At 43.5% G+C, this 24,560-nt stretch carries 21 protein-coding genes and 1 tRNA gene; 9 read left to right on the top strand and 13 right to left on the bottom strand.

The window, feature by feature from the left end; translation table 11 throughout:
* Position 1: 1 nt before the first annotated feature.
* Entirely contained in the window at positions 2-1,213 is a 1,212-nt protein-coding gene (locus tag G6N79_RS05000) for an alanine dehydrogenase (protein ID WP_103905461.1), read from the bottom strand.
* Positions 1,214-1,342: 129 nt separating this feature from the next.
* On the opposite strand from G6N79_RS05000, the gene G6N79_RS04995 reads away from it, so the two are divergent.
* The 4 genes from G6N79_RS04995 (at position 1,343) to G6N79_RS04980 (ending at position 5,537) form a co-directional block, all read left to right on the top strand.
* Entirely contained in the window at positions 1,343-3,268 is a 1,926-nt protein-coding gene (locus tag G6N79_RS04995) for a polysaccharide biosynthesis protein (protein ID WP_103905462.1), read from the top strand.
* Positions 3,269-3,350: 82 nt separating this feature from the next.
* Positions 3,351-4,028, top strand: coding sequence for a tetratricopeptide repeat protein (locus G6N79_RS04990; RefSeq protein WP_103905463.1), 678 nt, complete (start codon positions 3,351-3,353; stop codon positions 4,026-4,028).
* A gap of 99 nt (positions 4,029-4,127) precedes the next feature.
* Positions 4,128-4,616 carry a 6,7-dimethyl-8-ribityllumazine synthase gene (ribH, locus tag G6N79_RS04985; RefSeq protein WP_103905464.1) on the top strand — a complete coding sequence of 163 codons (489 nt, stop codon included), beginning with the start codon at positions 4,128-4,130 and terminating at the stop codon, positions 4,614-4,616.
* A 201-nt stretch (positions 4,617-4,817) separates the two neighbouring features.
* The gene (locus G6N79_RS04980) at positions 4,818-5,537 is read left to right on the top strand and encodes a hypothetical protein (RefSeq protein ID WP_103905465.1); all 720 of its coding nucleotides are present in this window, start codon (positions 4,818-4,820) and stop codon (positions 5,535-5,537) included.
* Positions 5,538-5,611: 74 nt separating this feature from the next.
* Here G6N79_RS04980 and G6N79_RS04975 read toward each other — a convergent pair whose 3' ends face one another.
* Positions 5,612-8,104: a family 20 glycosylhydrolase gene (locus tag G6N79_RS04975; RefSeq protein ID WP_103905466.1), complete on the bottom strand. Its 2,493-nt coding sequence runs from the start codon at positions 8,102-8,104 to the stop codon at positions 5,612-5,614.
* A gap of 115 nt (positions 8,105-8,219) precedes the next feature.
* On the opposite strand from G6N79_RS04975, the gene G6N79_RS04970 reads away from it, so the two are divergent.
* A tRNA-Glu gene (locus tag G6N79_RS04970) sits at positions 8,220-8,291 on the top strand.
* A 319-nt stretch (positions 8,292-8,610) separates the two neighbouring features.
* Positions 8,611-9,132, top strand: coding sequence for a hypothetical protein (locus G6N79_RS04965; protein WP_146060581.1), 522 nt, complete (start codon positions 8,611-8,613; stop codon positions 9,130-9,132).
* A gap of 75 nt (positions 9,133-9,207) precedes the next feature.
* Here G6N79_RS04965 and G6N79_RS04960 read toward each other — a convergent pair whose 3' ends face one another.
* The 6 genes from G6N79_RS04960 to G6N79_RS04935 all read right to left on the bottom strand — a co-directional run bounded on the left by G6N79_RS04960 (position 9,208) and on the right by G6N79_RS04935 (position 13,057).
* Entirely contained in the window at positions 9,208-9,726 is a 519-nt protein-coding gene (locus tag G6N79_RS04960) for a hypothetical protein (protein WP_103905468.1), read from the bottom strand.
* Positions 9,727-9,740: 14 nt separating this feature from the next.
* Positions 9,741-10,355, bottom strand: a complete 615-nt coding sequence (locus tag G6N79_RS04955; protein WP_103905469.1) for a hypothetical protein — start codon at positions 10,353-10,355, stop codon at positions 9,741-9,743.
* A 26-nt stretch (positions 10,356-10,381) separates the two neighbouring features.
* Positions 10,382-10,759, bottom strand: coding sequence for a hypothetical protein (locus tag G6N79_RS04950; RefSeq protein WP_103905470.1), 378 nt, complete (start codon positions 10,757-10,759; stop codon positions 10,382-10,384).
* A complete protein-coding gene (locus G6N79_RS04945; protein ID WP_103905471.1) occupies positions 10,756-11,169 on the bottom strand; it encodes a hypothetical protein in 414 nt (137 codons plus the stop codon). The genes G6N79_RS04950 and G6N79_RS04945 overlap by 4 nt, the downstream gene beginning before the upstream one ends.
* A gap of 370 nt (positions 11,170-11,539) precedes the next feature.
* Positions 11,540-12,004 (bottom strand): hypothetical protein, encoded by a 465-nt coding sequence (locus tag G6N79_RS04940; RefSeq protein ID WP_103905472.1) that lies wholly within the window; start codon positions 12,002-12,004, stop codon positions 11,540-11,542.
* 348 nt (positions 12,005-12,352) lie between these two features.
* The gene (locus tag G6N79_RS04935) at positions 12,353-13,057 is read right to left on the bottom strand and encodes a response regulator transcription factor (RefSeq protein WP_103905473.1); all 705 of its coding nucleotides are present in this window, start codon (positions 13,055-13,057) and stop codon (positions 12,353-12,355) included.
* Positions 13,058-13,644: 587 nt separating this feature from the next.
* On the opposite strand from G6N79_RS04935, the gene G6N79_RS04930 reads away from it, so the two are divergent.
* The gene (locus G6N79_RS04930; RefSeq protein WP_103905653.1) at positions 13,645-14,217 is read left to right on the top strand and encodes a Crp/Fnr family transcriptional regulator; all 573 of its coding nucleotides are present in this window, start codon (positions 13,645-13,647) and stop codon (positions 14,215-14,217) included.
* Between the two features lie 62 nt (positions 14,218-14,279).
* Positions 14,280-14,789: a hypothetical protein gene (locus G6N79_RS04925; RefSeq protein WP_103905474.1), complete on the top strand. Its 510-nt coding sequence runs from the start codon at positions 14,280-14,282 to the stop codon at positions 14,787-14,789.
* 342 nt (positions 14,790-15,131) lie between these two features.
* Here the strand turns inward: G6N79_RS04925 and G6N79_RS04920 are convergent, their stop codons facing one another.
* Positions 15,132-16,148 carry an acyltransferase gene (locus G6N79_RS04920; RefSeq protein WP_103905475.1) on the bottom strand — a complete coding sequence of 339 codons (1,017 nt, stop codon included), beginning with the start codon at positions 16,146-16,148 and terminating at the stop codon, positions 15,132-15,134.
* A 200-nt stretch (positions 16,149-16,348) separates the two neighbouring features.
* On the opposite strand from G6N79_RS04920, the gene G6N79_RS04915 reads away from it, so the two are divergent.
* Positions 16,349-16,720: a hypothetical protein gene (locus tag G6N79_RS04915; protein ID WP_103905654.1), complete on the top strand. Its 372-nt coding sequence runs from the start codon at positions 16,349-16,351 to the stop codon at positions 16,718-16,720.
* Between the two features lie 77 nt (positions 16,721-16,797).
* Here G6N79_RS04915 and G6N79_RS04910 read toward each other — a convergent pair whose 3' ends face one another.
* From G6N79_RS04910 to G6N79_RS04895, 4 genes are read right to left on the bottom strand one after another with little or no spacing between them, the layout of a single operon-like run.
* Entirely contained in the window at positions 16,798-18,867 is a 2,070-nt protein-coding gene (locus G6N79_RS04910; protein ID WP_103905476.1) for a BACON domain-containing protein, read from the bottom strand.
* Positions 18,864-19,715 (bottom strand): endonuclease/exonuclease/phosphatase family protein, encoded by an 852-nt coding sequence (locus tag G6N79_RS04905; protein ID WP_103905477.1) that lies wholly within the window; start codon positions 19,713-19,715, stop codon positions 18,864-18,866. Before G6N79_RS04905 ends, G6N79_RS04910 begins: the two co-directional genes overlap by 4 nt.
* A 9-nt stretch (positions 19,716-19,724) precedes the next feature.
* Positions 19,725-21,242, bottom strand: a complete 1,518-nt coding sequence (locus G6N79_RS04900; RefSeq protein ID WP_103905478.1) for a RagB/SusD family nutrient uptake outer membrane protein — start codon at positions 21,240-21,242, stop codon at positions 19,725-19,727.
* Between the two features lie 4 nt (positions 21,243-21,246).
* Positions 21,247-24,528: a TonB-dependent receptor gene (locus tag G6N79_RS04895; protein WP_160003652.1), complete on the bottom strand. Its 3,282-nt coding sequence runs from the start codon at positions 24,526-24,528 to the stop codon at positions 21,247-21,249.
* Between the last annotated feature and the right edge of the window lie 32 nt (positions 24,529-24,560).

Raw genomic sequence — 24,560 nt, 5'->3', positions numbered from 1 at the left:
ATTAGAAGTTTGCCATAACGATGAGGTTCAGATCCTTGCACGGCACATTGAATTTGTCGCTCATATCCTTATTGGTCAGGTTGCCATGGTACAGGTAGATGGCACTCCGGATACCTTGGTTGGCCCAGATCATGTTGTTCATGCCCCCTGCCTCCCCGATTTCCAAAAGGATGGGTGTAAAAATATTGGTCAATGCATAGGTAGCAGTCCTGGCCACCCGGGATGCAATATTTGGCACACAATAGTGGATCACATCGTATTTGCGGAACACAGGTTTGTCGTGGGTCGTGACCTCCGACGTTTCAAAGCACCCGCCTTGATCTATGCTCACATCGATCAATACCGAATTCGGTTTCATCTTAGAAACCGTATCCTCGGAGATCAAGCATGGCGTACGTCCATTCTTCGCCCGTACCGCACCGATGACTACATCACAGGAACGAATAGCCTTATTCAACACGATGGGCTGGATGACTGAGGTAAACACCCGGCTTCCGACATTATTCTGCAACCTGCGCAGGCGGTAGACAGACGAATCGAAGACCTTCACCTGTGCGCCCAAAGCGATAGCTGTACGAGCCGCAAATTCACCGACGGTACCAGCTCCGATAATTACCATTTCAGTTGGTGGGACACCCGTCACACCGCCTAGCATCAGTCCCTTGCCATCAAAAACATTGGACAGGTACTCAGCAGCGATCAATACCGAAGTTGCACCGACAATCTCACTCATGGCGCGTACAACGGAAAGATGTCCGCCCTCATCCTGCAGATATTCAAAGGATAATGCGGTAGCCTGCTTTTTCATGAGCGCCTTCAACACTTCCAATTTCATCAGCGAAGGTTGCTGCGAACTGAACAAGACCTGTCGGTTTTTCATCAGTTCCACATCCTTCAGGGTCGGTCCCGCCACCTTGATCACGATATCGGCCTGAAAAACTTCCTTCCGATCATGCACGATACGGGCACCCTGCTCGCTGTAATGGTGATCCAGAAAATTAGACGCATCCCCGGCACCGCTTTCAATAAGCACCTCATGCCCATTCTCCACCAATAGGCCAACCGAAAGCGGAGTAAGCGCAATCCGGTTCTCCTGAAAGGAGTCCTCCTTGGGAATACCGATACTCAAGCTACCCTTTTTCTTATCTTTTTTCAGCAGTGCTTCTTTAGGTTGTAGTACCCCTTCTTGGGCCAACTTGGATACATTTATCATTTACGTAAATATAATGTATGCTAAAAATACGCAATAATATGTCAACAAATAAAGCATAAAGAATTATATTTGGTAATTATTAAATTATTATAGTTTATTAATCGTAAGTTCTTAAACTAACCTATTACGATGAAAATAATTAAGCCGTTGAATAACATTAAGATAGTGCCGAGATGGATCATTTTCACCTTCGACATTGCCGTTTCAGCCATCGCATTCTTCTTTGCGTATGTCTTATGTTACAACTTTCAGTTGGATTCTTTTACCAATGAAAGCTTTGCGATAGACTTTCTGTTCTGCATTGGATTGACCGCACTATCCTTTATGATTTTCCGCCTCTACAGTGGTATTGTGCGGTATACTAGTGCCGTGGATTCCATCCGCATCCTATCCACAATCGTCTTCACATCCATTACGATGTTCATTGCGAAGTTGGCCTTCATTGCTTTCTCGATCAACATTAGTATACCCACCAACCTGATCATCACATACGCCCTATTTGCTTTCACGGGCTTGACGACATACCGTACCTGTATCAAGATCTTTTTCCAGTACACCAAATCTACCCGGAATGGTCGAAAAAACGCAATCGTCTATGGTGCTGGGGATCTGGGAATCGCTGTAAAACGTACGTTTGAGCACGATTTCCGCGCTGACAAAACCATTGTTGCCTATATGGATGACAGTGAGGAGAAAATTGGCAAGGTCATCGACGGCTTAAAGATCTTTTCTTCCAAAGACTTCCAACGGATCGTGCGTAAATATGGCGTGGATGAATTGATCATTGCTTCTACCCGCATTGATATCGAAACCAAGAATTTGGTGGTAGAACAGGCGTTGGAACTGAATGTAAATGTATTGACCCTTCCACCAGTTCACAAGATCATCAATGGCGACCTTTCACCGGCACAGATTAAACAGGTGAAGATTGAGGATCTTTTGGAGCGAGCACCGATCCAGATTTCCAACATGAAGCTATTGGATCAGTTGCGTGGCAAGCGCGTTTTGGTGACCGGCGCGGCAGGTTCAATAGGTAGCGAGATCTCCAAGCAATTGGGCAAGTACGAACCGCAGATGATCATCTTGTGTGATCAGGCAGAATCCCCATTGCACAACCTACAACTGGACCTACAGGATCAATTCAAGAACCAGATCTACCATACGTTTATTGCGGATATCCGCAGCCAAGAACGGATGCGCCTGCTATTTGAAACCTTTAAACCACACTTTGTGTACCACGCCGCAGCTTATAAGCATGTGCCGATGATGGAGAACCACCCGAGTGAAGGCGTAAAGACGAATGTTTTCGGCACGTATCAATTGGCGAATTTGGCGGTGGAATTCGACGTACAGAAATTTGTGTTCGTGTCCACGGATAAAGCGGTGAACCCTACAAATGTGATGGGCGCGACGAAACGAATCGCCGAGAAGTATGTGCAATCACTGAATAATTACCTGACGAGCGTCAATGGCATAAAATCGACCAAATTTATCACCACACGCTTTGGGAATGTTCTGGGATCAAACGGTTCCGTGATTCCCCGTTTTAAGGATCAAATTGAAAAAGGCGGTCCCGTAACGGTAACCCATCCCGACATTACTCGTTACTTCATGACGATCCCCGAAGCCTGTCAATTGGTGATTGAGGCCGGCAACATGGGGAATGGAGGCGAAATCTTCGTGTTCGACATGGGAAAATCCGTGAAGATTGTCGACCTCGCCAAGAAAATGATCCGCCTATCTGGCTTTACGCCATTCAAGGATATCGACATTAAGTTCACCGGACTCCGTCCTGGCGAAAAATTATATGAGGAATTGCTGAACGACCTGGAGAATACCCTCCCTACGCATCATGAAAAGATCATGATCGCCAAGGTGCGCAATAACGATTTCGAATTGGTAAAAAGCGAATTGAATACCTTGGGCAAGGAACTCGAAAGCAACAATAATGTGAATATTGTTCGGCAGATGAAGGTCATGGTTCCAGAATTCAAGAGTCAAAACTCCATTTACGAACAATTGGACAAGGAAATCATGGCAACCATTAACCCCTAACTCCCTTAAATATTTTTCGTATAATATTGCAAGTATTCTTTAAAAGTGTATTTTTGCGTTCCGTAATCTATTAAAACTAAGAATGTCACAAAATAACCCAAACGGTTCTTCAGCATTGCCAACAGGGCCGAAGAAATCTTTTTTCCAAGAAAATGAGAAGAGTATCATTTTCATCGTTGCCGGTATTATCGTATTGATTTTACTGTACATCGGTTACCAAAAATTATATTTGGCACCGCGTGCAGAGAAAGCAGCGAGCCAAATGTACCAGGCAGAGCAGTATGCGGCGATCGATTCGTTACAGGCGAAAGCGATCAATGGCGACGGTTCTTTCCCTGGTTTCAAGGAAATTGCCGATGAATACGCCAACACGAAATCAGCAAATATTGCGAATGCCTATTTAGGTGGTCTATACCTTCGTCAGAAAAACTTCAAGGAAGCGATCAAATATCTAGAGCAATACTCAGAAACTGGAAGTCAGGTCTTGGATCCTTTGATCATCGGACTTTTGGGTGATGCATATTCGGAAGAAAAAATCTACGACAAAGCCGCTAACTACTACAAGAAAGCAGCTGATAAATCGGCCAACACGTACACATCTCCAATCTTCCTGAAGAAATTAGGATTGGTATATGAGGAACTGCAGGATTACAAGAATGCAGAAAGCACCTACCAAAAGATCAGAGATGAATATCCGGAGAGTTCGGAGTCAACAACCATCGATAGCTTTATTGCTCGCGTTCAAGCTAAACAACAATAGTTGTCCCTAGGAACAAGACTATTCAAAGTTTATTGACAAGAATATTTTTATAACTTTGAGGGCTGCCCGATGGCAGCCCTTTTATTTTAAACAAATACTATGTCCAGTACATTAAAAAATTTATCGGATTTCTCCCACTTGCAGGTGAAAAGCGCTGCAGGTCTTAAGTTTGCAATTGTGGTTTCGCAGTGGAATGCGGAAGTCACTGGCGCACTTTTGAACGGTGCCTACAAAGGTCTTTTGGACCATGGTGCCCAAGAAGAAAACATAGCATTAATAGAAGTACCCGGAAGTTTCGAACTGGTAGCGGGGAGCGATATCGCACTACGCAATAAAGAACTGGATGCGGTGATCACCCTGGGATGTGTTATCCAAGGCGAAACGCGCCATTTTGACTTTATCTGTGATGCTGTTGCCAATGGCATTGCACAAGTTGGTATCCAGCACAACAAACCTGTTATCTTCGGTGTTCTAACCACGGATAATCTGGAGCAAGCTCTGGACCGTGCAGGAGGTAAGCATGGTAACAAAGGCGAAGAAGCTGCCATTACGGCCATTCAGATGGCACATATCCACAAAAGTTATTAGTGGTATTGTTTTTGATAATGAAGAGGTTATGAAACGTTATCGTCATATCATGTTTGCCGTTGAACCGAAAGGATCAACTCTTCCAACATTATGTGCATCTCTTTCCAGACCTGCAAATATTCTTACACCAAACACGAATAATTTGAGCAGATAGGATGGATGAGGGCATATAACCTCTCTATTATTTAAATTTTTAGCATTATGAAACATCACAAGAATATAGTTCGCTATATCTATTTATTATTTGCTGCCCTAACTTTTGCTCCGGCATTGCTGTTCGGGCAATCCGCAGCCATGACCGATAAGATCTGGAACGCGGTAGGTGGCAAATCGAAATGGGAAAGCACAAAATACATCATGTTTACCGTTTCGGGAAACAACAAGTATCCGGCAGTTTCCGGAAGCCGCAAGTTCCTGTTGGACAAACAATCGGGAAATGTGCGCTTCGAGGGAACCCTGAACAATGAGAATGTTGTTGCTTTAATAAATGTACAGAGCCAGAAATTGAATCATATCTATGATGAGAATGGATCTGAGCTCACGCTGCAGGAATATAAATCGGTGCTTCCAGACTTGATCGATCAATACAACCTGGACCTTAAGGTCCTATCGCTGCCGATCAGTATCTTGGCCGCAAATATCAGTGGACAGGATAATTCCAAGATCATCAATGCCGAAAAACTACAGAAATTGGACTTCTCCAATTTCCTGGGTTCGAAAGGCAGTTTCTATGTCAGCGAAGAAACAGGTTTTATCAAGCGCTTGGAGATCAACAACAAGACCTTTGCCGTAAATGGGTACAAGGACATCGGAAATGGATTGGTGCTCCCTACGAGCTTTAAAAGCAGTGGAGACAACATCACCTACCAAAAGGTAGCCTCGTTTACCGAGATGGAACCGGAAAAATTCAAGGAATTTTAATCCTATACAAACGCAAAACAATAAAGGCTGCAGTGATCTGCAGCCTTTATTTGTTTTGCGTTATTTATTTTTTGCTAATCAACCACATAGGTACTAATTCGGCCAACCCGACCCTGGCTGTCCACGGTTGCAAAGCGGACCACATCCCCCGATTTGACCTTCACGCCCTCTCCTTCTCCCAGTGCAGTGGATTCAGGACCTGGATCAGCTCCATTTACGGTGTAAACCAAGGTAAAGCCTGGGTATTCCGCATTGGCAAACAAGGTTTGTCCTTTCTGCAGCACACCGACCGATGGCAAGCGGTAATTGAAACCATCTCCAATGCTGGCCAGTTTTGGCAATTCCTGGCTTCCCACCTTATGAACAAATTCCTTATATGTCTTATCGTATGCCTTCTTATCGAATTTATAATCATCCTCCCAGGAACGTTTCGGTGCCCATGCCCGCTCCGCTAGTGCGTAGAAACGAGGTAATAGCATATAATCCATACGGTCTGCTGTTAGGATGGTCTCCGCCCAAAGCGCACCTTTCACACCGATCAAATTCGATCTTCCTTTTTCGGTCAGGCGTACCTTACTGGCCAATTTCCCCTTCTCCAACTTACTTCCCGCTTCGGTGTATTGCATATTGGCGAAGAAATTTTCCGGCAAGAGCGAAAAGGCATGTTCCAAATCGGTAATGGATGCCCATTTCAATCCCGGTTCGCGGAAATCCTTATCCCAGACCATATCGAGGTAGAAGTTCGCACAGCTGGTAAACACGGTCTTGTAACCCGCATTCGCCAAACGGTAGGCCAAATCTTTCTGTCCCCCACCGATCACATTGTTCCAGACATCCAGATGGATATTAAGGTGGGACAATTCATTGTTCACGACCATTCCCGAACCTTTATTGATCATGCCGAATTCTTCCCAACCCGCAAGGTCCATCCCCTTGGATGCACATATTTGCTGAATTTTCTTCACGTAATACGGCCAGACTTCATAGACGCTCTGCATGCCTTCCTTTTCCATCAACGCCTGGATAGCTGGGGATTTCTCCCAGGAACCCGCAGGCACCTCATCGCCGCCCAGCGAGATCAACTTCAACTCTAGGCCTACCTCATTGTACATCTTTTTGATATCCTCCACGACCACATCCAAAAAGTGGTATACGGAAGGTAAGGCAGGATTCATTACATTATCATCCCAATATTGCGCTGAGCTATACACGGATTGATCCGCCGCTTCATACAACAGGAATTCTTCAGCCTCTTGCTTTTTCCCAGCTTTCATCAACCGGTTATACCGGGTCTCCATAGCCTTGATGGCTGCCCGACCATGCCCTGGTGTTTCTACCTCCGGAATCACGGTAATGAAACGATCGGCAGCATAGGTTAGGATTTCCTGAAATTGCGCTTTGGATAAATAGGCCCCTGCCGTAGCCTCAGGACCTGAGCCATATGCCGGCTGAATGCTATTGCCGTCCTTGAAATCGGCCGAACGTACCGATCCGATTTCCGTCAACTCAGGTAGTGAAGGGATCTCCAATCGCCAGCCCTCATCATCAATCAGGTGCAGGTGAAATTTATTCAATTTATACTGGGCCATCAGGTCAATGTACTTCTTGATGACTGCAACGTCTTTGAAGTTCCTGGCAATATCCATCATGAACCCGCGATAGCCATAACGTGGCTTATCCTGCACCGCCATGAAAAGCAGTGCTACTTTTCCTTGGCCACGTAAATGCTCTGCGTGCAGCAGGGATTTTAGCGACTGTAGGGCATAAAAGGCGCCAGCATCGGTCGATGCACCAATCCGTATGCCCTTTCCGTCTATATTCAGCGTATATTCCTCCTGCGAAAGATTGCTGTCATGGCGCCACTGAATAAACGCATCTCCCTGTGGAGCTTCAATAAATTGATACTGGCTCAACTGTCCTGCCAACGTCTCCAAGTGCTTCATCATATTGCCAAATTCGGGAGCAATCGAATACTTCACCGTCTCTGGAAGAGTCAAGAATCCTCGCCCAATGTCCATCTTCGCCGGGGTAGGCAGAATCAATTGCGCATCCACCTGCCCCATGATCTGTTCATTTTTGGCAAACAGACGGTTCAGAACCTGATTTTGTTCCGCAGTGGAGATATCCAAAAGTGCAACCTCGGGGTGCCCCAGATCGATAACGTCCTCTGGGTTTGTTTTTCCCTGCAGGTAGAAACCATTTGGAGTCAAAGAGGTATGGGTTATCGGATAAGGTGAATCGTAGGTTATCACCAACGAATCCTTTTCCTTGATTACGGTATTTTTCGCAAAGTCTATTGCATAGAGGTTACCATTACGGTTATGGATATCGACGGCCGCATCCGGTCGTTCCTGAATGGGATACATGGAATTGAACCACAGCTCATAACCCGATAGATCAATAGCTTTCCCGCCGGTATTCAGCAGCGTCAAAGTCAATGCTTTGTTCCTGTTGGCATCGTAATCGCTTGCGAAATCCCATTTTACCTTCAGGTTGTTTTCCTGTGCATGTACCGCCACAGCGCCGAACAGCGCACCGCAACATGCGAATAGCTTTATAAGTCTCATAATTTGTTATATAACTTCCCTAAAATACCACCTTAGATCGGAAGGCGCAATTTTTATCAAAAAAATTTTGCGGTAATAAAAGTTAATTCTATATTTGCACACCGAATAACAAAACGGCCCGTTCGTCTAGGGGTTAGGACGCAAGATTTTCATTCTTGAAACAGGGGTTCGATTCCCCTACGGGCTACGAAAAAATGCTCAGCGAAAGCTGAGCATTTTTAGTATATAGTAGTTGGTATTTGGTCTGAAGACGACTGCTGCAGTGCCGAGCTTAATTATGGCCTGAGAAATCCCGATGCCACAGCCCCTGACCATGTTCTCCATTTGGCATTTACTATCATTTTATTTTTCATGATTTGTATACCTTTCTATCATTCGTCGATAGCAAACAATTTTATTTTTCAGTAACTTTAGAGTGGTGTCAGTTAAGTAGGTGGTAATGGAAATCCCTATAAAGACAAAACGCCAAAAATCTCCAGTCACTGGAAGTCTATAGAAAAAAGAAGATGAACAGAATTCAAACGATCATATATAATTATTTCGACTTTGATTTTTTTTGGGGACATTACATGCCAAAGCAACCATTGATTAACAATCTGGCAAAAGATTTTCAGTCCAAGTATCCAAATGCACTAGTACATATTATACAAAAAGTTAAAACCGTCTATCCCGAATTGCCGACTTATAGGTATACCTATTTTATTGAAGAAGACCGCTGCCTCACGTTCGAAATCCAACTCCCTAACAATGACACCGTTGTGTTTGCTATCAGCATTTTTGGATATTTCTTGGCCTGGAGTTCAGTGCCGGGGATGAGCGGTTTTGACAAATACTTTTACGAGAATGATAATCCAGTTCTAAGTTATATTTTTCATACCATCGTAAACCCCGAGTTCGATAATTCCCTTGAATGGGTATCGTATGAAATGATTTCAGAAGAAATCGAGATGTTTAATCACGATAAAATTCTGGAAATGGAAGATAGTTCTCCTATTTACGTAGCAGATCTTTTGACAAGATTTCACTGATTCATATTTTAATCGAGCTATTTATAATGTGAGTTAAATTGACTCCAATACAGACAGCTTAGGGATTCCGTGTTTTCATATCGGGACTCCTTTCTTTTCTTTCATAGGCTTGGGAATATCGGGACTCCTTGTGCGGAGACGTATCGCCCGCGAATGTACCTCACCTGCCAGCTGTATCTGTATGATATAGGTTGTATGCTTCCCGAAGCGTAATAGCGGCCTGTTTATCCTACTACGTATCCCTCTGAACAACGCATAGGTCTTGTTATCTTTCTTTTCAATCCGCTTGATCGGCCTATCGTTTTTCCAGATTCCAAACTGCACAATATCTGTATCATGCTTAATTAAGAGCTTATACTTCCCCCTTTCGATGATGGTATCCAATTGGGATATGCCGGTATTAAGGTCAAGAACAATCTCGCTTTCGCGGATGTCTAACGTCCGCATGCGCAATTTAGCTTGCTCGGCCGACTCGCTAGCGGTAGGCTTCGGGAAGAGGTCTAATAGCTCTACCCCAACCTCGGATACGGGATGCTGTGCCTGCACAAGGAGTCTGCTGAGTAATAGGAAGCAAAGGAGAATTATATTTTTCATTGCCTACATGCAATTTACTCTGTTTTAGAAATTATCGAACAACGATTCATTGTACCAAACCGCCATTGGTCTTCAAAGGCGTTATACACGATCAGCACGTCTAGGTCGGCCGGAAAGAGAACTACATCATCGCCTCGGATATCTAGTATATTGGCATTAGCATGCTTAGCCAGCTGTTGCAGGTCTACCTCCAACAGCAAGGCATATTGAAGCCAACACATAAACACGTATTGCCTGGAGAGGTTTTGCTCGCGTATGAGGTCCTGCAATACGGCAGAAGGTGTGTCCAACATGGCCACAACGGGCAACTCAGGAAAATAACGCGAAGTATGCTCTGTAGGATACACCTCAAAAAGCTGTTCCAGCAGGCTGGTATCCATCTCGATAGGGAGTGCCGACAAGTTATGCTCCATCAAACTATCCTTGCGGAGCTGTTCTAACAACATGGCTTGCAGCTCCATCGGCACCGAACGCAACGAAACTACCCGATAAGGGATATCCAAACGTTGCATTTCGCCCAAAACCTCCAGCAGCGGTGCCACGTAACTCTTTACAAAGGCATCAAATCGAAGTTGTAACTGCAGTTGCTCCCTTTTTTGTTGTAAGGTTTTTCGCTTTTGGGGGTTCATGAATATAGTGTTTTAATGATTCTTTTTTATTTGGTCAGCTTAGCTCTATTTAATTTCGCCAAATGCCGAATATATTTTATTATCTTACTTTTTGCTTCGTCATCATGAATATTAAGAAAGATGGTGATATCATTACCTTTATCATCTTTTTGGCTTGAAGCGACATATAGGGTATATTTCCCTACAACATCAACATTGGATATACTTTTCCATGCGATCTGCACCGAGTCCGAGCCTTTATTGCCTTGCCAGGTAAGATATTTATCTGTAAAATTTGCGTGCACACCATGCGTATCCTTTTTAATGGCATTCAATAATGCTAACGTTTCTTTTTTCGACTGCGCAAAACTCCCGCTAGCCATACACAGCATTATTGCGGTTATCAATAATTTGATTGTTTTCATTTTACTTTATTTTTTATTTCAGTTACTTTTCCATAATAACGTACGGAAGCCATTCCTTCCAAATCTTTATCATATAAGAAAAGTTCGTCATAATACTCAGAACCGGCAATGGTCAACCATACGGTATAGCCGTCTTCTATTTCAAAATTATACTCTAAAATCCTATATTTTGGATCTTGATGATCTCGATAATCTTTAATCTTAATTTCTGATATGATTGAAGACTTATCAAACTTCTTTCTATCAAAATCAATTGTAAATAAAGTCTCCTTTTTAGTTCGTTCTTCAGTAAGCGATGGCACATTGAATAGGCTTGTTTTAAACTTATACTTTTGTGCTACCGCACTGTTAAATGCCGCGTATGCTCCAACCAGTAGCACAGCGAGGCTTAATTTTGTAATTGTTTTCATTTTTATAGATTTTATTTTTTATCATTTGCTCTTTCAAAATAGCTTGGTTGGCAATTGTTTCATCTTCATTGATGTTTATGGTATATATATTAGAGACGTGGTATTATCTTTCATCAAGCCGCGGTTGAGATTATAAGTCAGAGACAAAAAGCAGTTGGCTATTGTGGCACGATTTAATAGCTTTACTTCTATTTCGGATACGGGATACAGTGTTTGCATGATGGGGGAAGTTGAGCAATAGGAAGCAAGAACTATTTCGGTGTTTGGGATTCATGACATTTCTGTTAACTAGTAATAGATTTCGTCGGCTTTCTTAACCAGATTGCCATTATTGCCAAATGCCGACTAATCCATCTTGCGGTCGTCACCGTTAATAAGCAGTTGGTACAGCAGTTTTAAGTCTAGCCCTCTCGCTTAACCCATCTTCAAGCTGTTTGAGCTGATTTTTAAAATCTCTTATCAAATCAGGATACCAGGCATTTATAAACGCCCTTTGTGTATGGTCTCTTAAATGCGCATTACTGCTAACCTCTGAGCTTGGAGCATCGGGCAAGGAACCAAGAGCATTTTTACAGGCTTGTAAACGTTTTTCACATGCATTGATTGCATTTTTGCGGCGGTCAATTTCTGTTTTTATACGCGAATCTGACCATTCATCGTTATGGGCTAGATTAAACGGTATACCGCCCATCGCCCTACGGTCCTCCATTAACTTTTTATATATACCTTCTTCCGCTACGTTGAACTCTTTAATGTTCTTTTGTGCATGCACATGCACAGTAAGCAAACACATCATCCCGATGATGCTCACCATAATTTTAGCGACTCTTTTCATATTCCATTAGATTAATACCTATCACAAAGCTAGCCCAACAAAGCATGTGGGTAAATACCTAGCGCTAGGTATTTTGCCTACCTTATCAACCTGTCGCTAATATCCATAACTCCAATTTGCCTTTGGCGACATTGAAGATAAAGTAATAATATGAGGGCTCTATGGTGATCTATTGAACAATTTTTAGTGAGATTACATCTCTAGGGAAGGATCAAGCAGTGTACCTAGTGCCCGTTTGGTGATTTCTACCCAAACCCGCATAATTTGTCAATTTTAGCTATATTAAAAAGAAGAGTAGATGTTTGAGTAATCCATCAGATACTGTGCATAGACTTAGGACTACCATATTTATACCAAGTCAAATGCCATTGCAAATCGCATAAGCTCCGCAAAAGAATTACCTTCGATTTTCCGTATTATGTTCTTACGATGGGTAGATACGGTATGAGTCGAGATAAATAACTGGTCGGCTATTTCACATGTGGATTTTCCATTGGCCAATAGGGTGATGATTTCTTTTTCCCTACTGGTAAGTTCGGCAAAGCGTCTGTAGTTGTTACGGATGTATTCGCCCTGATCCAATGTTTTATTTACCCTGGCGATCAGGTTGTCCATACCCATTACTGGGGAGGAAAGCAGGATGATCTTATTTTCCAGTTCGGCAGAATATTTCACTTGCACGACTTTTAATACCGTATAGAACCAGGTGTAATCGGTATCGCCATATAGCCTGACCCGTTGAAAGAAGTTATACTGTCGGTCAAAATCGCCAAGCCTGAGATAATTATTCATTCCTTGGAAAATATCATTGGATTCTTCTTTGACAAAATAACGTTCGTAGTATGCTTCTCCGAGGTGGTTCACTTCTTCTACTGAGGAACCCAATTGTTTGCAACCCCAGTTGTTCATATAACTACAACCGGTGGGTCGCATCTCGTCCAAGTCCTGAATCATTAGGGAAGCCGGTACGATGTCGCCAATATCCGGTATATTAAAATCACCATATTTAAGTCCTTTGGATATACCATATAACTGTTCCGCCAGTGTCTCCATAGTTTTGACTCTACATTATTAACAAGGGTATCCTGAAAATTCCATAAGTCCAAAAACGCACCTAATAGCGTCTGAAACGGTATAATTGGTGTTTTTAGGATATAGGTTTGGTTCCTATATTTATGAGACTACAAGATCCCACGGTGAATAAGATGATTTAAGATAATCATAAAAATAATATTGTGCAATTTGAAGTTGGATTAAAAAATTTAACCCAGTTATTTCGAATGGATAAGCGCCTATTATCTTTATTTTACATTATAGGTACGTATCGATGTAACGAAAATCCGAGCTTAATTAAGGCCTCCGAAATCCCGACCCACTGCCCTGACCCATGTTCTCCATCTGGGCATTTACTGTAAAATCTTTTCTTTCATTCCGTGTATTCCTTTATTTCACTCGCCTATAGCGAACAATTGTATTTTTCGGTAACTTTAATTTAGTGTCATTTAAATAGGTGGACACGGAAATTACAATAAAGTTAGATAAGCGAAGTAAGCAGACAATAGCATTGTATGAATACATGAAAACACTTTCTTTTGTAGTGATTGAAGAACCACGAAATAGTAATGTTAACAACCTGCTGCATGGAAGAACTTATCAATAATATTCGTAATTATATTCATCTTTCAGAAGAGGAAACTGAATTGACAAAACGACTATTTACCAATAGATCCTTAAAAAAGGGAGAAAACATCCTTGAACAAGGAAAAATCTGTAAATCGCTATTCTTTGTTTCAAAGGGCTTGTTGAGGCAATATATCAATCATGATGGGAAAGAATTAACTATTCATTTTAACGAAGAAAAGACATTTGCATGTGATTTTGACAGTTTTATAAGCCAAACACCATCGAGGAAAACAATTGAAGCGTTGGAAGACACCGAACTGAATATTATTTCATATGAAAATCTGCAAAAATTCTATGCACAAATAAATAAAGGAGACTGTTTTGGAAGACTCTTGTTGGAAAAGATATTTTCATCTGCCCTTCAGCATATTATATCCGTGTATGCAGACACTGCCGAACAGCGGTACCTAAGTTTCTTACATGACTTTAAGCATTTGCAACAACGCATACCACAATTTTATATCGCTTCTTTTATCGGCGTGACACCGCAATCTTTAAGCAGAATTCGAAGAAGAATTGCCAAGAAGTAATTTATTACCCCAAGGTAACTTCTTTAATGTTTTCACCCGCTTCCTTTGTATAAAAACATACAATGGAAATTTTAAACAAACAATCCTTTTTAAAAATAGCCAAGACCTTAATAATAGTAGGTTATTCATTATGTTTAGGCAGTATAGCTTCATTCATAGCTATGAATGTCATTGCGGGGGATAACCCGACAATGGAGTTTTTATACTGGCAAAGGCATTTCGTCAATCCGATTATGAACTACGTAACAATGCCTTCAATCTGGCTGTTTCTATTCGGAAATATTGGATTGTTTTTGGCATTAAAAAAGGGTAAAAAACGAAAGAATATCGTGCTTTTGGTCATATCTCTCCTCATAGTAATCAACGGACAATTTATAATCATTCCCTTGGCAAAATCCGTAAGTAATTCTGCCCGCCAACAATACCAAACCTCCCAGATTATTCCATCGTTTGCGAAACAAAAATCCATTGAGGATACTTGCGGAGGGTTAAATCTGCTATTTCTCATCAGTTACCTAGGCGTCCATATAGCCACTAGCGGTAATCCAAAAGACAAGCAAATTATAGCTTGATCCCACTATTTGGTAAAACAATACAATCTCATTTTCATGAAGAAGACAACAGTTAAAGAGCCGAAGTAACACGCTTGCGTTGGGCGTATTACAGTTGGTTGCTCGGAAAGTATCCACAACGCATGGAAAAAACAGTATCCCAGCGCAGCGATGATATTTGAACAGGATTTTACCGACTTTGTTCAGCTTCTGAACGACCATCAAGTTAAGTACATGGTGAGCCATAACTAACTGTAGACTAATTTCTTGTCAAAAAAGATGGCAGCCGTTAGCTGGTCATAAGAATTAAGACCTATTAAAGCTTCGAGCCCAACCACCTGAAAACCGATAAAAACTTCACTACTATCCACTCACATATTTCCCGTAGGGTAATTTCCGGATTAGATAAGTTATGGCGATGGAGACGACAATTGTGCTTATAGTAGCCAGTGGAATAACCCATGCTGTTCCCATGAACTTTGACAGGAGTGGATGCAGGAAGTTGAGGGGAATAATATGGCTCAAGTAGATCCCAAAGCTATACTTATCGATACCCATGATCCAACTGGGCACATGGGCCGCTTGGGTTGTCGTTTTTATCCACATGAAAAGCGCACCGGCAGCTATGGCGGTGGTTATAAATAGATAATTGTAGAAAAATGGGTCCAGCTTTTTGGCTTCCTTGTTAATCAGGAAACTTCCTATTGCCCCGATCGCCAACATCAGCATATACAGGAGTGCGAATGTCCATGGCTGGAGCTTGAAGGTAAAGGTGCGCATACTGAGATAATACCCCAAAACAAGATAACCTATATATCCAGAAAAGAATGTCAGATCGAATTTGGGCATGGCGACATACAGCGATTTGTTCATGATGCACATGGATGCCAGCCATAGGAGCAAAAAGATCTCGATCTCGCGTTGCGTGGACTGCACCAGGATTTTGCGGATGAAAGGAATGGCCAAATAAAGCCCAATAATCATGTACAGATACCACAGATGCGCGTTCGCTCCATGGAGAATCTTATCCAGACTGATGGACATGATCTTATCTGTAGGGAGCAGATCGAATTTTGTATAGCGATAAAAATAATATACCAGGTAGATCAGTGTCCAGAATATAAACGGGTAGATCAGCTTGGGAAGTCGCTTTTTATAGAATTCGCCTGTTCCTTCATCCTTTTGCAGCAATAATGCCCCAGATATGATGACAAAGATGGGCACGGAGCACCGTGTTGCGGCATTTATCCAATTGGCATAATTCCAGTCGAAAGCAGACGTGTCAATGTGGTAGAGAAATCCGGTTGACGCATGGATCAGCACCACAAAAAAGGTTGCGATGACTCTTAGGTAAATGAGATAGGATTTCTTTTCTGCCATACCGTAAAAATATACATATTTCGGAAGATAGGGGTTACTCCCTAAAATTTAAGGAAACCAAGTCACCAACAATAGATCAATTGGATGGGCTACATGTTCCCTCACTTGTTCATATCATCATGAAGTCAATTTGTTGACTTGCGCCCAATTTACATTTACTTCCCATCTTAAATTCCATACCTTACCAAAAATTAATGAACATGCTAAATACGGAGATACTAAACCTAACCCAAGAACTGATTCGCCGCGGAACTACCTATGACCTGGAATTTCTGGATCATATTTACGACGAAGATCTTAAATTTCTGCGCATCGATCAGGAGAACTCCATTGAAGTGCTGAGCAAGTCGGATAATATGGAATTCTTTCGCACATTAAAGGCTAGCGATGCAGCACCACTCAACGATCATGCAGCATTCCATTATGCCGATATGCAAGGAGATGAGGGTTTTATTATTTTAACCCGAAAGATGAAACAGCTGGACAAAGAGCAGGAATTTCTCTTCAACATTTATTGGAAGAAGAAAAATGGAACATGGAAAATTGTTCGGGAGGTAGTCTACATCAAATAACTGACATCTTGAAAATACGAAGAGGAACCCAATTGGGTTCCCCTCCTACTCACACACTAATGCTACTATAAAATAGTCTACTTGTTGTACTTGATTGATAAATGGCCCAATCGGCAGTTTGCGGAATTCACCAAGGTTCCTCCTACTGGGTTGGTCAGTGTTCCTGCGGCTTTATCTTTAACTTTTAAGCGCACAAACACTTTGGATTTGTTCAGCAGGTCTACAGGCAGGTTGATATTAACCACCTTATAACCGGGCACTTGTGAAATCAGCGTATTTGACCATTGTGTGATATCCTGGAAGGTGAAATCGGCAACATGTTTCCAATTGCTGTCGTCCATATCACTATTTGTATTCCATTCCACGACGAAATTACGCGGGCCACCAACATCCACATTTCCTTCCACCTGCAGAGATAATTGTTTGGCAATTCCTGAGGTGCTCATCTCAACCACCCAAGCTTCACCTCTGTTCTTATCTTCGTTCCACCAATTCCTGGCGCCCCAGCCTCCATTGGCAACGGCTCCTTTTACCGTTGTTGGTTCCTGTAACAAGCCATTGAAATCTCCGGTTTTATAGATTCCGCTGACTGCAGTGAAGTTTAGTGGGTCATATCCGGAGCGATAGATTTTTCCTGTTCCGATATCTGGTGTCAATGGGTTCTGAGCTGCTGTAGGGCTGGATTCATGTTCATCCTTGAAACGAGACCATTCCAGGTGGACTTTGGAAAACCCACTTTCCCGATTCTCTTGCAGGGTTATATCTGTTTCATGTTGCGGACGAATGGCATATCGGCCAATTTGGGTTCCGTAACGTTCTATTTCTTCATAAACGAGAATACCCGCAAAATTTCCGGATCCCTGTGGAACTCTTCTGCCATCCCGGCGATAAGGCACATCCACATTAAATAGGGCATACAAACTGTTCCCACGGATATCGCGCAGGTTCAGCGGATATACACTGGCTCTATTCACATAGCCTTCATTGATGTTGGAATATGCGCCCGATGGCACTGAAATTTCAACATCTTTCAATTTCACATAGGTAAACAGATCCCGATCGGTCAGCTCGGACATGAAGCGTTCTCTTGGCTGCAACTGTGTAGCCAAAGCATTCTGTTCCATCACCTGGACCGATTGCACTCCGGAAATCGTGATGAATTCAGGAGCACTGTGCTTGTTCAGTTTACTGCCCTTTAACCAGAGCTTAACCTTCTGGTTGCGATCGAAGATATTGTCACCGGCCGTTGCCGTTTCAATCTTGAAGGCCTGTCGCCCATCCAACGATTGGATATAGGCCGTAACACTTGTCGGTGTACGGTCGATAGTATGTTTATTGGCGGCTGCATTTCTATTCAATGCGACATTATTTCCACCTTTATCGTTGATAATAATCCCTTCGATATAGATATCCTCCATGATTTCACCCTCGCCCTTCATGCGAACCTCATCGAAGGATACAGGCTTGGCATTTTCATAAGCCCCCTTCACTTGTTGGGAAATCATGATGCTGTCCTTCACGAGTACATTCAATGCATCCAGGTAGCTGAACATCAGCTTCCCTTGACGGATGGACGGCTGGGTAGAAGCTGCCACCTTCAAATAAAGGTATCCTTCTTCAATGTTCAGGTCGGTTACCCAATCCAGATCACCGCCGGCTAAGGTTGTTTTCTCTACCTTCATCAATTCAAATGGAATATTGGTATTGATGGCTGTACGCATGGTACCCCCTCCAGCGATGGCCTTTAGCTCTTCATCGACGATCGCCAAGGTAGGAACTAACCCCTTCTGTTGAATCGAGACCGAGTCTGTTATATTGCCGCTCTTGATAAACAAGGTCTGCGCACGCGGTAAATTACCTGCATTGGAGGTCACGGAAATATCGATCAATTTTTTGCCCGAACCGGAATTCACCGGAACGGTCAACCAAACAGAATCCTTTGCTTGGGTTTCAATGGTCCAATTGTCCTCTGCATAAATCTGGATCTTCGTGCTAGCAGCAGAGTCCGCGAGCTGCACAATCCGTTGGTTAATGGCCAAGTCGGTCGTGAACTGGCGAAGCTCATCCTTCTGGCATCCGAAGAACAATACAGTCGACAAGAATGTCAGGAAAAGGAGGTATATAGGATTTGAATTTACCTTGATCATGACTTAGGTTTTAATGTGATAAATAATGGTTTGTGATCCGAGTAGACTTTGGTAAAGTCATCCACGATAAACTGTCCCCCCTTCAACCGTCCGAGCATATCATTGGAGATATAGATAAAGTCAATGCGTCTTGGGCTTGGAAGAATGGTCTTCGCCTGAGCTGGTGATGCTGTTGCCAATGCCTTCAATGCATCAACGTAATCGGCATCCAGCACATATTGGATGGTCTGGAAATCAATATCTTTATTGTTGATCAGGTAATTGTTCTTAGGGTATTTCTTGAGCAGTTCCTGAAAACGCGCTACATCCTTTCCATCGCGGTAGCTGGTAGAATCCAAGGGGCTGAAGGCGTTGAAGTCACCTAGCAGAACGCTATTCTGCTCAATCCCTTGCAGTTTTAAGCTCTCCAATATCGTGGCCATTTCCCAGCGTCGCTTATCCCATCGGTGTGGTGACAAATGCAGAACGATAAAATTGATGCCATTCGTTTTGGCTTGGATGTATCCGTGGTGAAAATTCTCCAAGACAATCTTCACGTCCTCAATAGGGTACTTTGAGGTCAGAGCTACTGGATACCCCTGTTCTTTAAGCAGCACGGAATACGGGTGTCCCCATCCTTTTGCCATCTTGGCCAAGCTCTCCTTAGTGAATTTATTGGCTTCTTGGATCGCAAATATGGTTGGTTTTTGATTCTTTACCCATTTCACAAATTCCTGCTTATCAGGTGTGCTATCCTTGGTCATTCCTTCCAGAATGTTGTAGCACAAAATCTTCACTTCTTTCTGCGCCATAGCAGGAAAAGCAATGGCAAATTGCAGTAAGCATATGTAAAAAACTAATCTTTTCATGGTCGGTTGTTATTGGTTATATTCTGGATTGGACAATCTACCCTCGGACTTCACCACCTCGATATCCGGGATTGGGTAATAGCGGTGGTAAGGTCTGAAATTGGTTTTCAGATCTGCGAATTCCTCGGCAATGGTACTTTGAATTAGGTCAGCATAGTTTCCCCAGCGAACCAAATCAAATTTTCTATGGTATTCACCCATCAGCTCACGCCCACGTTCATCCTGTACCTCTTTAAAGAAGGCAGCCTTGCCGGGATAGCTCTTTAGCTGAAACTCACGGGTGATGATAGCATGTTCCTCCGCGCGCTTCTTCACGGCATTGATGCTGCTCATGGCCAGGTCAGCATCCCCTAGTTCATTGGCTACTTCTGCCAACATCAACAATGCATCCGCATAGCGGAAAACCTTTTGGTTATTGCCGTCGGAAAGGTTCTGCATCCCCGGACACCAAAACTTAGGCCCCATCCAGGGCTTACCCGTTCCATTATTGGCCATTGGTCGGCTGAAGTTTTTTCCGTCGTAGGTATAGGCTAAAATAATTTCCCTCCTCGGATCATATACATCGTACATAGCGATGAAATTGTCCGACGGTGTAATGGAGTTGAAAGGGTTGGCCTGTGCGCCCAATTCCAAGATCTCAATCCCATCATAGGTAGAAGTCCCTGCTTTTTTCGCTGGTGTAAAGAAACAGGCAACCTGGGTAGTTTTCTTGATTCCGGTTGTTGACCAAGCATATTGCACCTCGAATATGGATTCCGGTTTGTTCTTGTTCCGGAAATAGGTATCCTCCAATGGATATTGCGATAAATCGCCATAGATTTCTTTAATCTTCAAAAGGGCATCCTTGGCTACCGCATACTCCTTATTCCACATGGCCATCTTGGCGATCAACATATAGGCCAGCGGTGCAGATACACGATTGCCTTTGACATCCGATGGGCGTTGCTGTGGCAGATGCTCAACATGCTGCTGCAGATCCATGATCAGGGAGTCCCGAATGATCTTGGCATCGGTACGGCCAAATTGGTTGACTTGGTCCAATACCTCCACGGAATTCACATTCACCGTGATAAAGGGCACGCCATTGAAGACTGAAGTCAGGTAGTAATAATAGAAAGCGCGTAAAGTAGCTGCTTCCGCCAGGTAAGGTCCTTTCAAACTTTCCTCAACCGGTGAGGCTTTAATACCAGCAATGGATGCATTGGCATACAGCACACCACGGTAGGCATTGCGCCAAAGGTCGTCGCCCATTCCAGGGTTTGCAGGTGATATTTCCATCTTCGCATCCACACTGGATGAATTCAGGAAGGCCAAATCTGTAACCCCTTCCACGGCAATCATTAGGTTCTGGTTGACAATGCTGGTCAATGGGATATATACACCATTTACGGACGCCTGAAGTTGCTCAGGTGTCTTGAAGAATCCATCTGAACCCACGAAGCTTGCTGGCTTCTCCTCCAGGAATTTCGAACATCCCGAAAAGAGCACCAAACAGGTTAATATGCTAAATATTGCTTTGAATTTCATGATTTTAGAATTTAATGTTGAGACTTGCGGTAACCGTTCTACTGTTCGGATAGGCACCATTATCCATTCTCCGGATCGTCGATCCACCACTCTCAGTCGATACTTCCGGGTCATATCCATTGTATTTCTTCCATAGGTACAGGTTGTTTCCACTCAAACTAGCTGTAACGGAGGAAAGCTTGTTCTTCGTCAGTTTCTTGACATCGAAAACATAACTTACCGTCACGTTTTTCAAGCGCAGGAAAGTGGCATCATAGATAAAGCGATCATTCGGAATATCGTCTTTGGAGTCAGCACGTGGATAGTCGGAATCCGGATTCCGTACGGGGTGCCACGCATTCACCATATAGCGGTACTGGTTGGATAGATAGGTACCTGTTCCCATGAACAATTCCGTAGGGTTATAGATTTTACCTCCCAAATTGTAATTGAAGAACACATTCACATATAATTTCTTGTATCGGAAACTATTCTGCAAACCACCATAAACGATGGGATCTGCATTACCCAGGTATACCAAATCATTATTATCCAGAATACCGTCGTTATTTTGGTCGATGTACCGTTGTCTTCCTGGCGTGTAATAGGCTGTCGAAGCTGAAGCATATTGCTTGGTCACTTTATTATCTTCTACTTCCTGAAGGTTCTTCCAAACCCCAGCATATTCCATTCCCCACAATGCATTCAGGGGTTTTCCCGGAATATAGCCATACATCATATACTGACTTCCGTAGGGGTTCACATAGGTAGGCACGCGATCGAAAGTTCCGATATCCACCACTTTCTGCGAGTTGTGGGCAATCGTAAAGGTTGAATTCCAGGAGAAATTCTTCCGGTTGATATTCTGCGATTCTACGGTTAATTCCAGTCCTTTATTCTCTGTTTTACCGAGATTCATCAAGCGTGTTGGGAATCCGCCATGGTGCGGCAATTGTACGGTCAGCAACAGGTCGGAGGTTTTGGACATGTAGGCTTCCATCGTGAAGGTGAGTTTCCTGTTCAGGATCGCAAAATCGATTCCCGCATTATAGGATACTGTTTTCTCCCAGGTCAGATCTTCATTCTTGATACGATTCGGGAAATAGGCCACAGGAATAGCGCCATCAAAGATGTAGCCACTCATGGTCGACGCGACTTGATCCAAGGATTGGTACGTGCTGATGGCATCATTTCCGGAAGTTCCCGCACTTAGGCGCAATCCAAGTTCATTGATCCAATTGGCATCCTTCATCCATGTCTCGTTTTTCATGTTCCATTTAAAAGCTGCGGATGGGAAAAATGCCCACTTCCTATTCGCGGCAAAATTCGAACCTGCATCTGCACGCCCGGTCAAGGTCAGGTAATAGGTCGAATTGTAATTGTAATTTAGGCGACCCAAATGAGACACGCGGGTCCTGTTTTCAAAATTTGATGCTACATTCAGCATTTCCTTTGAAGGGACCGCACTCAAGTCGTTCGTGCTGATTTCGTCGATGAAATAGCCATCGCCAGAGGCAGAAAGATTGGTATACCAGTTCTTCTGTATGGTAAAGCCATAAAGTGCATCATAGGAATGCTTCTTGGTCTTACCCAACCACGCAACGGTATTTTCATTCAGGTAATTGTTTGCGGTATAAGCTCGCTTATACGCATAGGCGCCACTCTTGTTGTTCATTCGGGTAGGTAGGGTCGATGGATAGAAATTGTCATCAAAACGGTTGTAATCATAGAATGACAACTGCGATTTGAATTTCAATCCTTTGATCGGTTCGTACTCCAGGTACATCATCGGGGAGGTTGTTTTCTTCACCTGATCCATACGCTTCATCATGACGTTGGCCATTGGCGAGTCGAAGAGCGTACCGGTGTACCATTGCGAATTCCAATCGTTGAGCGAACCATCTTCCTTATACACCGGAATGGTAGGCGCTAAGAAAATTGTTGATCGGTACCATAGGGTCTGTGTACCGATATCGGCTTTATTTAATTCATGATCCAAATATGAGTAGTTAAATCGGAAGCCCCCCTTGAATTTATCGCTGAACGTATGGTCAAGGTTCAATCGCGCCTGATAACGCTTGAGGCCACTAGCCTTGATGATCCCTTGGTTATCATTGAAATTCCCCGAAAAATAGTAGCGCGTTTTGTCGGATCCACCGGCCGCGGTCACCGTATAGTTCTGATAGGGCGCACGTCTGGTGATGGCTTCGGTCCAATTTGTTCCTTCACCGAGTGCTTCGGGATTAGGATACGGATAGTTTTCGATAGGTTTGGTCTGGTTGGCCACATTCGCTAGGTAATAGCGGTCGTTCTGCAATTCTGCGAACTCCTGTGCATTCATGAGGTCCAGAAACCGTGGTATTTCCGAGAATCCGAAATCGGCACGCAAGGCAACATCGTTCTTTCCGGCAGTACCTTTCTTGGTGGTGATCAGGATCACCCCGTTACTACCCCTGGAGCCATATATTGCTGTTGAGGAGGCGTCCTTCAACACTTGGATTGAAGCGACATCATCGGGGTTCAAGTCATTCAGGGAAGTTATCGCATCCATGACGCCATCTACGACATAAAGTGGTTCGTTCGTTGCAGAGATGGAGCGAGTACCCCGTATCCGGATGGATGTTCCAGCTCCCGGTTCACCTGATGAGGAGACAATCTCAGCACCTGCAATCCGCCCCTGGAGCATCTGATCCACACGTGGAACAGGAATGTTCTGTAGGTCTTCCACATTGACAATGGACACCGAACCGGTCAGGTCTTTTTTCTTCACCTCACCGTAGCCAATGACCACGACTTCATCCACCAGGTTCTCCAAGGGTTGCAATTGGATCGTAACGGCTTGACCCAATTTGGCGTGTACCACCTTTTTCCCGTAACCTATGAAGCTCACTTGAAGAACATCGTCCTTAGTAGAAACGATACTGAATTCTCCAGATGTATTGGTCATGGTACTTAGTCTTCCATTTTCAATGGACACCGTAACATTTTCAAGTGGTTTGCCTTGGTCATCGATAACCCGCCCGCTAAGGGTTTGCTGCTGCTCCCGTCGCGAGGCAGTTTGCTGCACGGCTTTACGCTTGATCAGGATACTCTTTTCTGGAGTCACCCGATACTCGAAAGCGGTCCCCTTTAGCAGATTGTCCATTGCCTGCTGGATGCTGGCGTTTTTGATATTGATATTTGAAACTTGTACACGATCGAGACTGGCATCGTTATATAGGATGGATACCTTGGCCTGCTTTCTGAATTCCTGCAGGGCCTCGCCGATCGTTATGGTGTTTCGGTTAAGGTTAATATACTGTGCCAAACTGAGATGTGGGTGTAGGGCACAGCATACCA

This window comes from Sphingobacterium lactis, assembly GCF_011046555.1.
GTDB lineage: Bacteria > Bacteroidota > Bacteroidia > Sphingobacteriales > Sphingobacteriaceae > Sphingobacterium > Sphingobacterium lactis.
This window is presented reverse-complemented; position numbering and strand designations above follow the sequence as displayed.

Bases quoted from the DNA above. Each gene is read 5' to 3' on its own strand.
- G6N79_RS04905 (WP_103905477.1), bottom strand. From the start codon at position 19,715: ATGAAAAGATTAGTTTTTTACATATGCTTACTGCAATTTGCCATTGCT.
- G6N79_RS04945 (WP_103905471.1), bottom strand. From the start codon at position 11,169: ATGAAAACAATTACAAAATTAAGCCTCGCTGTGCTACTGGTTGGAGCA.
- G6N79_RS04965 (WP_146060581.1), top strand. From the start codon at position 8,611: ATGAACAGAATTCAAACGATCATATATAATTATTTCGACTTTGATTTT.
- G6N79_RS04990 (WP_103905463.1), top strand. From the start codon at position 3,351: ATGTCACAAAATAACCCAAACGGTTCTTCAGCATTGCCAACAGGGCCG.
- G6N79_RS04900 (WP_103905478.1), bottom strand. From the start codon at position 21,242: ATGAAATTCAAAGCAATATTTAGCATATTAACCTGTTTGGTGCTCTTT.
- G6N79_RS04955 (WP_103905469.1), bottom strand. From the start codon at position 10,355: ATGAACCCCCAAAAGCGAAAAACCTTACAACAAAAAAGGGAGCAACTG.
- G6N79_RS04980 (WP_103905465.1), top strand. From the start codon at position 4,818: ATGAAACATCACAAGAATATAGTTCGCTATATCTATTTATTATTTGCT.
- G6N79_RS04930 (WP_103905653.1), top strand. From the start codon at position 13,645: ATGGAAGAACTTATCAATAATATTCGTAATTATATTCATCTTTCAGAA.
- G6N79_RS04960 (WP_103905468.1), bottom strand. From the start codon at position 9,726: ATGAAAAATATAATTCTCCTTTGCTTCCTATTACTCAGCAGACTCCTT.
- G6N79_RS04920 (WP_103905475.1), bottom strand. From the start codon at position 16,148: ATGGCAGAAAAGAAATCCTATCTCATTTACCTAAGAGTCATCGCAACC.
- G6N79_RS04975 (WP_103905466.1), bottom strand. From the start codon at position 8,104: ATGAGACTTATAAAGCTATTCGCATGTTGCGGTGCGCTGTTCGGCGCT.
- G6N79_RS04925 (WP_103905474.1), top strand. From the start codon at position 14,280: ATGGAAATTTTAAACAAACAATCCTTTTTAAAAATAGCCAAGACCTTA.
- G6N79_RS04935 (WP_103905473.1), bottom strand. From the start codon at position 13,057: ATGGAGACACTGGCGGAACAGTTATATGGTATATCCAAAGGACTTAAA.
- G6N79_RS04940 (WP_103905472.1), bottom strand. From the start codon at position 12,004: ATGAAAAGAGTCGCTAAAATTATGGTGAGCATCATCGGGATGATGTGT.
- G6N79_RS05000 (WP_103905461.1), bottom strand. From the start codon at position 1,213: ATGATAAATGTATCCAAGTTGGCCCAAGAAGGGGTACTACAACCTAAA.
- G6N79_RS04950 (WP_103905470.1), bottom strand. From the start codon at position 10,759: ATGAAAACAATCAAATTATTGATAACCGCAATAATGCTGTGTATGGCT.
- G6N79_RS04910 (WP_103905476.1), bottom strand. From the start codon at position 18,867: ATGATCAAGGTAAATTCAAATCCTATATACCTCCTTTTCCTGACATTC.
- ribH (WP_103905464.1), top strand. From the start codon at position 4,128: ATGTCCAGTACATTAAAAAATTTATCGGATTTCTCCCACTTGCAGGTG.
- G6N79_RS04995 (WP_103905462.1), top strand. From the start codon at position 1,343: ATGAAAATAATTAAGCCGTTGAATAACATTAAGATAGTGCCGAGATGG.
- G6N79_RS04915 (WP_103905654.1), top strand. From the start codon at position 16,349: ATGCTAAATACGGAGATACTAAACCTAACCCAAGAACTGATTCGCCGC.